Annotated in this window: 10 protein-coding genes; 2 read left to right on the plus strand and 8 right to left on the minus strand. The window is 53.6% G+C overall.

The annotated features are described in order from the left end of the window. The 5 genes from ADICEAN_RS19255 to ADICEAN_RS19270 form a co-directional block, all read right to left on the minus strand. A partial coding sequence (locus ADICEAN_RS19255) for a hypothetical protein (protein ID WP_201766039.1) occupies nt 1-467 on the minus strand: 467 nt, incomplete at its 3' end. A gap of 109 nt (nt 468-576) precedes the next feature. Then, nucleotides 577-1041 carry a hypothetical protein gene (locus ADICEAN_RS22430; RefSeq protein ID WP_009197335.1) on the minus strand — a complete coding sequence of 155 codons (465 nt, stop codon included), beginning with the start codon at nt 1039-1041 and terminating at the stop codon, nt 577-579. Nucleotides 1042-2364: 1323 nt separating this feature from the next. Further along, entirely contained in the window at nt 2365-2628 is a 264-nt protein-coding gene (locus tag ADICEAN_RS19260) for a hypothetical protein (RefSeq protein ID WP_009197336.1), read from the minus strand. A 262-nt stretch (nt 2629-2890) separates the two neighbouring features. After that, complete coding sequence (locus tag ADICEAN_RS19265) at nt 2891-3913, minus strand: DUF932 domain-containing protein (RefSeq protein ID WP_009197337.1); 1023 nt, start codon at nt 3911-3913, stop codon at nt 2891-2893. Between the two features lie 782 nt (nt 3914-4695). After that, on the minus strand, nt 4696-5025 hold the full coding sequence (locus ADICEAN_RS19270; RefSeq protein WP_152426528.1) for a hypothetical protein: 330 nt from the start codon (nt 5023-5025) through the stop codon (nt 4696-4698). Nucleotides 5026-5327: 302 nt separating this feature from the next. Here ADICEAN_RS19270 and ADICEAN_RS19275 point away from each other — a divergent pair, with 302 nt between their 5' ends. Both ADICEAN_RS19275 and ADICEAN_RS19280 read left to right on the plus strand, forming a co-directional pair. Then, on the plus strand, nt 5328-5756 hold the full coding sequence (locus tag ADICEAN_RS19275; RefSeq protein WP_009197339.1) for a MauE/DoxX family redox-associated membrane protein: 429 nt from the start codon (nt 5328-5330) through the stop codon (nt 5754-5756). A gap of 124 nt (nt 5757-5880) precedes the next feature. Further along, on the plus strand, nt 5881-6135 hold the full coding sequence (locus ADICEAN_RS19280) for a DUF6520 family protein (protein ID WP_009197238.1): 255 nt from the start codon (nt 5881-5883) through the stop codon (nt 6133-6135). A 76-nt stretch (nt 6136-6211) separates the two neighbouring features. Here the strand turns inward: ADICEAN_RS19280 and ADICEAN_RS19285 are convergent, their stop codons facing one another. The 3 genes from ADICEAN_RS19285 to ADICEAN_RS19295 all read right to left on the minus strand — a co-directional run. Next, nucleotides 6212-6718 carry a GNAT family N-acetyltransferase gene (locus ADICEAN_RS19285; protein WP_040398353.1) on the minus strand — a complete coding sequence of 169 codons (507 nt, stop codon included), beginning with the start codon at nt 6716-6718 and terminating at the stop codon, nt 6212-6214. A 7-nt stretch (nt 6719-6725) separates the two neighbouring features. Further along, complete coding sequence (locus ADICEAN_RS19290) at nt 6726-7013, minus strand: type II toxin-antitoxin system TacA family antitoxin (protein WP_009197341.1); 288 nt, start codon at nt 7011-7013, stop codon at nt 6726-6728. 185 nt (nt 7014-7198) lie between these two features. Further along, nucleotides 7199-8240 (minus strand): PLP-dependent cysteine synthase family protein (locus ADICEAN_RS19295; protein ID WP_040398356.1); only part of this gene is annotated, 1042 nt, incomplete at its 5' end.

Here is an 8240-nt window from a genome sequence, read left to right on the forward strand (position 1 = left end):
GGCCTTTCGCCTTCCTCCTCCTTTGAAGGCGGCTCTTCCGGAAGGCTTTCGCTTCCGGCAGTTTGCCCGGCGAGCAGCGCTTCGGGCGGGGACAGCGATTCACGAGTATCCGCAGGGGTGATTTCCGGTGAAGCTGGTACTGCATCGGGGCTGTAGGGAGCGGCGGGTTTCAGTTCGGCCACCGGCTCCTGCTGGAGATCGGGATACTGAGGGCTGTCGTAGTGAATGGCGGGAATGGCCGGATGGTTACGACCGGCCATTCGGGCCTGGAGACGGCCTGTCTGCAGGCACCTTAACAGCCGCCTGCCCAGGGAGAGCAACAGCAGGATAAACAGGGCAAGGAAGCCGCTTGCCAGTGCAAACAAGGGAAGTTGCAGCTGCAGCACCGGTGCCTGTGAACCAGCAAGCATACCGGCACTTAGAGGGATAAGCTCCAGCTCATGCACGACCATTACACAGCACTCCATGTATATAATTTTTCAAATGATGATCTATGAATTAAATGTGCATATTTATCTGCAATAACACAAATCAACCACATACACAAACAAGCTCAAAAAGCCATTTTGCAGGTTTTTATAATTTTTCAGGCGTGTTTAAACCAGTACAATGTAAATCCAAGGACACGAACATAAAATTGTACTTAATTAATTTTGATGCGAAATGGTCTAATTTGGTGAAGTGAAAAAAATTTTCATGAAATCCTGATTTTTTTTGAGAAGGCCTGCGGGTGTGTAGAAAACAGGGGGAAAAGAGGTAGTGCCATGAGCTGTCCGGCTCCAGGAAAGTATATAAGCAGCAAGTGCCTTTGTCGACTCCTGGCTTAGTCTTCCGAAGCATCCAGGCTAAATTGCCGCCCAGCTGTAGCGGTGCCTGCTCCAGGCAGTCGACACGCTGCGCCCCCTCATTTTCTAATGAATTGCCTGCTATCAGCCGGGATACACGACCGACGCAAGGCAAGGATGCACTGCCTGACCAGCGACCATGCAGCAGGATGCCCGGTCCAGCGCCCCAGCACCATGATTGGGAATGTGTTGCCATGGTGGTAATTCCGGCACCCTAAGCCTGGGTGAAGCAGCGGGCTGAACGACCAGCGCACATCGAGCGCCCGGATAGCAGGCCTTGCAGAAAGCCAGGGTGAGCATGCTGGCAGGAGGAGCTAGCCCCTGCCCTGCCTCATGCACCAATTCGATAGCTGTAGACACCCTGAAGTAGACACTTTACCGTGCCAGAAGCACCTTCAACAGCCCCTTGTCGACACCCCTTCTCCAAAAACGGCCTCTACGCTAGCAGGAAGGCTGTCTACACCCCCTTTTGTCAGTCTTTCTTGCTAGGGATTTTTAGGGGCTGTCGACGCGCGTTTCCCAGCTCGATTTTACCGGAAAATCGTACTGCTTTTTACACCCTTGTCGGGCGTGTTTACGCCAGCTCTCCGGCTGAGAAATGTGGGTGGTCATTCTATCCGCACGTCCTACCTTGACTGGGCCAGTTATAGCTGGCTTTCTATTATTCGATATACCCTGCTAAGCGCCTGCTTTTCCTGCGCCCTGAAGCTGATCATGATGTAGAGTGATACGAGCGCATAGATGGCTTTCTGCGCTCCTGGCCAACAGGCCAGCCTATCCCTTGGCAACTCCTAAAAGCCTGACACGATCCGGGAGGATGGAAACACCTTCGGGCAGGGCAAGGCAGCAGGGCTGCCGCTATTTGTAGACAGCCTGTCGCCTAGCTATCGCCTCTTCCTGTCTACAGATTTATGCCCCTGAAAGCACCAGGGCAGGCAGTTGTCGACCCATAAGACAGCCCGTATCTACACGCTCAACCAATCTGTCTACATCCTCTCATTAGCGAAATCCTGGCAGACGGCCTGTGAAGCCCAGCCCTCTTGCCCGGCTACTGCAGCTTGGCTGTGGTGCGGGCAGGCAAAGGCAAGGGTAGTACGCTTTGGCGTGCAGCGAGAGCGGAACAGAAAAGCGTGCTACGCTTGCGCAGGGGTGGGCAAAGCGTGTGCCTGAAGGGAAGCATGAACGCAAGGGACAGGCTTTGCCCACAGGGCCCGTGCGGTGGGGGTGTGCCACCGGCCCTACATAACCAGACAAAGCCCCCGGCCTACCCCATCAAGAATTGCCTCTGGTTTATCAGAAGAACCGCAGGCCGGCAGTAACGAAATTTTCTGCTTCCAACTTCCCAGGGGCCTGAATATGCCTACTGATCACTAAGGGGGAGTGCGTTCTCTATTCCACCTGCATATTCATGCCTTTATGCAGATTCCGGTTGCAATTCAGCTCCCGGGCAAGCTCCGGGCAGGAGCGCTTGATTGAAAAGGGAAACCTCTGCACCAGGGAAGGGAGCAGGAACTGCTGATCAGGAATACTCCCTTTTCAGCAGGGATATACGCTCCGGTTCATCCTGCAGGCTATGCTTTAGAACATAAACCTCATTCACCCAAGGATGATGGCTGACAATCAATTTAGCATACCACCTTGCATCGTCTATTGTTCCTATAAAAAATGGCTTGAGTACCAAGCTTGTCTCAACAAAACAGCCAATCGTAGTAACATACTCATTTACAGCAGTCAAATTTTGATTTTCAAAAGTTAGTACATGCAGGGTATAATAGCCATTCATACTGCAAAGCTATAATTCCTTTCAAAAAATAATGACCACACTATGGACATATGATTTGTTGATAAATTTAAGCCTACTTTATCTTCGTGTAATGTAGTATTCATGTTGCCTTATCAAAATCAATGTCACTAAGCCCCCACTTTGCTCACTCTGGTAAACTAGCAAGCCCCTTTAGAGTGAAGAGCAGAAGAATATTAGCCTGAAACGAGTCTACAGTCTTCCCATCTATAAAAAAGGGGGGACTCCCCTTAGCCAGGCGCCCTTAGCCAGGCGCCCCTTTCTCCAGTTTCAGTGCTTCGGCCAGTGCTTTTTGCATCAGCGCATGGCCACTTCCCAACAGGTTGGTGCGGAAGTGCTTCTCCCAGCTGCCAAAGGGACGTACGTTCTGAAAGTAGCCGGTGATGCCGTTATAGGCCCACCAGGCCGTGCCCCTAATCTGGTACTGCCCGGCCCCTTCCTGGGTGTAGGCATAGACCTGCTGACGCAGCCCTGCCAGGCGGGTAGAGATCTCCTCTGTTTCCCCTTTGGCCGGGAAGAGCGTATCGATGTAGTGGCGCAGCACCCCATCGGTGATCTTTATGTTGGCCAGGTGCTGGTAGGCCTCTTCTGTTTTGCCATACTCCCGCTGGACAAGTCCCAGCAGGCGGGCTGCCCGGCTGAGTCCGTACTGCACCTTGCTGGTATGGCGGATAGAGACGCCCTGTTTGTTGCCAAGGGCCATGTTCAGCGTGTTGTTGCAGACCACCCGCACCGGAGTGAACAGGATGCGGATGGCTGAGCCCCCGTTGTGGGAGTTGGTAAGTAGCAGGTACTGCTCGATGCCGTCTTCCCTGCCATTGCACTTGATGAGCAGATGCTGGGGAAGCTTGGCCGAGATAAAGATGATCTCCCCCCTGCCCAGGGCACCGGCCGTCTCGTAAATAGCTGCCCCCGAGCCTACGATGGAGTCAAAGAAGCCAAAGGCCTCCTTATTCTGCACCACCTGATAGTTTTTGCCTACGATCCCTAAGGGATTCCCAGTGTCGGTGCGTACGGTGGCGTAGCGGTCGGGTACTTTGGCATAGGGCCAGTTATCGGTGTCGGGTACCGGGTGGGGCATAAAAGGAAGGGTGAAGGCCTGCAGGGAGGTCTTTTGTACCTCGTAGTCCAGGCCGGCAAATTCGATCGCCTCCGCTGAGGTGGGACAATCCTCCAAAAGGAGACCCAGCTGATGCCAGGCTTTTTCGCGTACCGAGAAGAAGGCTGCTTTTCCGCTTTTGGGGTTGTGGGCTAAGTTGTGTGCCATGATCGTAAAGGGTTAAATGGAACATTTATTTATTGTGGCAGCCCCTCCATGTACCCGCCGGGACTTCGGGCAAGCTGGAGCCAAAAAAAAATACTACCCCTAAGGGTGGAGATTTTTTTTGGTCTAGCTTGGGGCCTTGTGGGAAGGGTGTGCGCCCATGTCCCGGCGGGTACATATCTTGCAGCGACGATAGATAAAGGTTCTGTTTCCTCTTCTGGCGGCTTTGGCGGTAAGGGCTCATTTTGCTTAAGGCTCGATGCCTGCTTGCAAAATGAATGGTTGGGTTGGCTAGTGAGGATGGGGGTAGCCGCGGAGCGTTCAGCTTAGATAGGCGGGAAGCCTTTGCTGGGCTGAGGGCTCGGCGGACGCGCGAAGTGGAAGCGGAACGACTGGCCCGAAGTGGAAGCATGGAAAGAAGGGGCAGGCGTTTGGCTGGAGCGATGGGCCTGTAGGGAGAGGATTGGTTATGCTTCCTATAAGGGTAACCTTTATTCTTCCTCGAACAGTCTTGCCATGCCGGAGCTGTGTTTTTATAGAGCTAGGCTGTGTCTGGAACTGCTACATTTGAGCGGACAAAGAGTAAAGCGAAAAACCTAAAACTTAACGTTCAGTAAACAGTGACGGCTATTCTCTATAGCCGGGAACGTTTTCGAACAGCCGCGAAGGCTATTTTTGCCCCCAGGCAGGGAAGGGTTGTCAGGAAGGCCCCGGCGGTATCAATGTAAGCGCATCGGCCGAAAAAGCAGTACACTCCCCACGGGCATGGCACACCCTTTTCAGGACTATGGGGTAGGAGCAGCTTCTGAAAAATGCGACTCCCCTTCCTGCCGTATGATCAGGGCATGTTTCATATCCACCACCACCGCCCCTCCATAGGTATTGTACTCGGCTACCTTAATGTTCTCCGGGAATGAGAATTTTCGCCTGATCAGCTCCGCCGGAAGGGGCTTTTTAAAGCTAAAGCTGCGTAGCCCCCACTTATCTTTGTTAAATCCCTGACTGAGGGGCTGGTTTCCCCGTGCAATCAAAAAGTCGATGATGGGTCGAAGATGGGCATCCACAGATCCGGGATCTGGCGAACTTTCCGGTATCTGAATTAAAGAAGCATCCATAAAATAGGGCATTGTTATAAGCAAAGTAACAATATAAAATTAGAAATTTTATTTCTTTATTTCCAGGTAAAAAGGAGACAAGCCCGCCTGATAAAGCAGGATCGGTTTTTCTTTTTCGGAAGCCTTACGAGTTCATCCATTGTGGGCGCCCGTCGGCTGCCTGCCAGCGGGCAATAGTGGCATCAGCCGAGCACTAGAGCGGAGAGAGCTCCATAGAGGTAGGGCCACCCTCTACCCCCGTGTCTATACTAGTGAAGGGCTTTCCGGCAAGGGCCGGAAACTTCCCCTTCAGCCCCCGGCCCATGACACGAAACGACCGCCTTCTCTACCTTTCCCTCCCGCTGATCGGGCTCTTTGCCTATACGGCCCTGAGCAAGCTGCTGGCGCCGGAAGTCTTCCGGGAAGCGCTGCTGAACCAGCCACTGCCTGAGGGACTTAGCCTCAGCCTGGTGTGGGCCATCCCCCTGGCCGAGCTGCTGGCCGTAGGCCTGCTGCTCTATGCGCCCTGGCGGAAGTGGGGATTTGTGCTGTCCGGGGGGCTGATGCTGCTCTTCACCGGCTATGTTTCCCTGGTGGTGCTGGGCTACCTGGGCGAGCGGCCCTGCTCCTGCGGGGGCATCCTGGAAAGGCTCAGCTGGGAGCAGCACCTGCTGGTCAACCTGCTCTTCTATACCCTCTCCCTTTGGGGAGGGCTCCTTGCCCTTCTACCCTCCTCCTCCACCTCTTCTTAAAAAATTAGCGCGCGCTACGCCTGCCCGGGCAGGCAAAGGGGGAATGCCGAAAACCCTGAACAGAGTAGGCAGATGCAGTCAAACCGTTTCGGCTTTTTGAGTAGTAAAAAAAGCCGCCAATCCCATGAAAAAGATCAAAAATTACCTGGCCGTAATGGCCTTTGCCGCCGCCTCCCTGGGCGCCTTTGCCTTCAGTCCGCAGCAGAGTCCGGATCCCAACAAGATCCTCTATGGCAACCAGAACGGTAACTGGATTGTGCTACAGTCCGGCCAGTCCTTTCGCTGTGTAACCGCACCCATCATCTGCGTAGCCCAGTTTGAAAACGACGACCCCACGCAACCAATGACCTACTCCCGCACCGGTGAGTTAAAACTGTAATCTCCATCCCTTTTGGATGAGACATGAGCCCGAAAGCGCGGTAGCCCTACTACCGTGCTTTTTCTTTGGCGGTTTACTAGTTAAATAGACTATCTAACGTGGCTGTGGGGATGAACATCCGTTTACTATCCGGTTGATCCATAAAGCCAAACTTCTCGTAAAAGGCTCGTGCAGCTGGGCTTATAGGGTCGACAACAACAGCAAAGAAGGCAGAATGCTGTGAAATAAGATGCAAGCGTTTAAGAGCATCCATTAACAGCAATTCGCCCAGGCCCTGCCCCTGAAATTTTACATCTACCGCCAGCCTGCCAAGCAAATGAGCCCCTAACGCTATGGTGGGGGGTACTTTATATTTTTTCACTAAAGCATCAGGAATTTGCTCTCTGCTTAGCCCGGTTACATTCGTAGTGTAGTACCCTTGAATGGTTTTTCCGTTCCCATCTAAGGCTACAAATGTGACAGCCGTTTTTCGTTTGATATCCTGGCTGGCAATCGTTTTAAGATAATTATCAAGCTGGGGTACCCCGCACGTAAAACTGTTTCTATCATAAGCAGCAGATAGGGGCAAGATGCTGGGTTTCATGAATCGGTTATTCCTCCATAATTCTTTTATACCTCTCGGCCGCTTTCCGTAGCCTGTCATTGGGTTTGGGCGGGTTAAGCAAAGCCTCAAAGAAGATTTCCCGGTCTCTTTCCGAGGCCAGGAAGTTATCATGTTTCTTTACAATCTTTTCTGCTTTCTTCTTAACTGTACTAAGAATGAAATCAGTCAGCGTATTAAAACCAGCAAGGGCAGCAGCTTTCTCAAAGAGCTCCTTCTGTTCCTGGGAGACCCTGGTTTCAATTCTCGCTTTAGCATTCGTAATAGCGGAGTTCATTTGAAGTGTTGTAGGTAAGGCATGACAAACATACGGAAATAATCCGTACAATCATACATTCATACGGAAATTTTCCGTACAAGTTACTTGAAGGCGTATCCATTACTAAGGAGCCATTCCTCCCTGTTTTTTGGCAATGTCTGTACAAGCAGCTTTTGGGGCAAGTCCAAACTTTACACCTTACCCTACCACCCAAACAGCCGGCGGATAGGCGTATAGCCCTCGAACTCCACCTTCGGGCTGATAAAGCCCTCCCGAAGGGGCTGCTCCCAGAGCAGCTCGGTGCTGAGGTATTTTTTGTTGCTGTCGGGCAGGACCGTCACCACGGTGGCCTCAGGACCCAGCTCCTGCTGCAAGCGGATGGCGCCGATGATGTTGGCCCCGGAGGAAAAGCCCACCCCCAGCCCCAGCTGGGCGGACAGCTTCTGGGCCATGCGGATGGCATCGCTGTCATGCGCCTGCACAATTGCATCCAGCTCCTTCAGCTTCAGGATGGGCGGCACAAAATCATCCGAGATCCCCTCGATCCGGTGCCTCCCCTGCTTCCGGCCGGTGGAAAGGGTCGGTGACTGGGCCGGCTCCAGGGGGTGAAGGCGGATGTGCGGATTGTGCCGGCGCAGGAAAGCCCCCACGCCCATGATGGTGCCGCCCGTACCTACGCCCGCCACAAAAGCGTCCGGGGTTCTGCCCAGCAGGCGCAGCTGGTACCAGATCTCCGGCCCAGTGCTCCATTCATGGGCCTGGCAGTTCAGTCCATTTTCAAATTGCTTCGGCTGAAATATGCGCTTCTCCCGCTCGGCCTGTTCACCGGCCAGCTGGATGCTGCGCAGGAAGCCTCCTTCCTCTGCGCTGACCAGCCGTACCTTGGCGCCCATACTCTCTAAGAGTTCGCTACGCTCCCGGCTCAGCCAGTCGGGCATGTAGATGCGCACCGGGTGGCCCAGCGCCCGGCCCAGGGCGGCAAAGGCAATGCCCGTATTGCCGCTGGTGGCCTCTACTATGGTATCTCCCCGGCGGAGAAGGCCCTCCTGGTAGGCCTGGCGAAGAATGTGCAGCGCCATGCGGTCTTTGATGCTGCCGCTCAGGTTGTAGTACTCGCATTTTACCCAAATGCGGCCCGGCTGGCCCTGGTAGCGGTAGCGCAGCTCCAGCATGGGCGTATTGCCGATCATGAAGCGGAGGTTGCTAAAGGCCTCGCTTTCCTTTTTGGGAAGCGTAGCTGAAAGC

The sequence above is a fragment of the Cesiribacter andamanensis AMV16 genome (assembly GCF_000348925.1).
Taxonomy (GTDB): Bacteria; Bacteroidota; Bacteroidia; order Cytophagales; family Cyclobacteriaceae; genus Cesiribacter; species Cesiribacter andamanensis.